Origin of the sequence: Streptosporangium sp. NPDC004379, assembly GCF_042873875.1 — a bacterium.
Taxonomy (GTDB): Bacteria; Actinomycetota; Actinomycetes; order Streptosporangiales; family Streptosporangiaceae; genus Streptosporangium.
In genome coordinates this window covers 1-1150 of the sequence record NZ_JBIAMC010000046.1, presented here as the reverse complement: position 1 = coordinate 1150, position 1150 = coordinate 1, and the positions used below count along the sequence as shown (strand labels likewise).

At 67.7% G+C, this 1150-nt stretch carries 2 protein-coding genes; both read left to right on the top strand.

What is annotated here, in order from left to right; genetic code table 11:
• Nucleotides 1–290, top strand: a 290-nt coding sequence (locus ACFYSC_RS36860) for an FG-GAP-like repeat-containing protein (RefSeq protein WP_389971045.1), incomplete at its 5' end; no start/stop codon positions are given.
• 102 nt (nt 291–392) lie between these two features.
• Nucleotides 393–1150: hypothetical protein (locus ACFYSC_RS36855; RefSeq protein WP_389971042.1), on the top strand; the 758-nt coding region annotated here is incomplete at its 3' end.

The following is a 1150-nucleotide window of genomic DNA, read 5'->3' as shown; positions in this document are numbered from 1 at the left end:
GCGACGGCACCATGACCATCTGGCGCTGGAACTCCAACGGCACCTCCTTCACCCACGGCACCGACTACGAATCCGGCCCCTGGACCATGAACCAGGCCGGCAACCGGGTGGCCTCCGGCGACGTGGACGGAGACGGCCACGACGACATCGTCACCGCCTACCAGAACCCCGACAACACCTTCAGCTACCACGTCTGGAAGAACGGCACCGCCTACGCCGGCAAGTGGTACACCTCCGGCAACTACTCCCTCGACCCCGTCGCCGACCGCCTCATCCTCGGCAGTTGGTGACCGACGCATCCGCAACGCGCGAGCTGTCCTGCCGCTCCGCTCTCAGAGCCGAACGAAGTCGGCGATCCCCTCTCCCTGTCGCAGGCAGAAAAGAGAAGAGTCTTGCGAGCATCGACGTCGTCAGTTCTCCGTACCGGGGCCGCCGCCCTCATCGGTGCGGTCGTCCTGACCACCGCACCGGCCGCCGCCTCGGCCGCCCGAGATCCGAGCCCGGTGCCGACGACTCCTCCGTCCGAGGCGTCGGCAGCGCAGGCGTACCAGTCCGTGCCCTGCGACCCGAACGGTCCCACGAGCGCGGACGCCGCCCTGGCCACCCAGTTGAACAGCCGGTTGCAGGCCGACATGCGCGGTTACATGAACGCGTACCGCACCTCCTGCGCCCGGATGGTGGTCAACGCGGTGAAGGCCCGGGGCCTGGCCTCGCGGGCCGCGGTGATCGCCGTCTCGACGGTGATCGTGGAGACCCACCTGCAGAACATCAGCGTCGAAGTCGACCACGACAGCCTGGGACTGTTCCAGCAGCGGGCGTCGTGGGGCAGCCGGGAGCAGCGGCTGAACCCCACGTGGGCCACCAACGCCTTCCTCGACAAGATGCTCCGGGAATACCCGAACGGCTCCTGGATGACGGCCCCGATCGGCGAGGTCTGTCAGAACGTGCAGGTGTCGGCCTATCCCGACAAGTACCAGAAGCAGGCCGGCGACGCCCAGATCATCGTCAACGCGCTGTGGGGGACGTCCTCGCGCAGTGCTCCGGCGATGATGCGCGACGACGGCGACGGCACCATGACCATCTGGCGCTGGAACTCCAACGGCACCTCCTTCACCCACGGCACCGACTACGAATCCGGGCCGTGGACGAT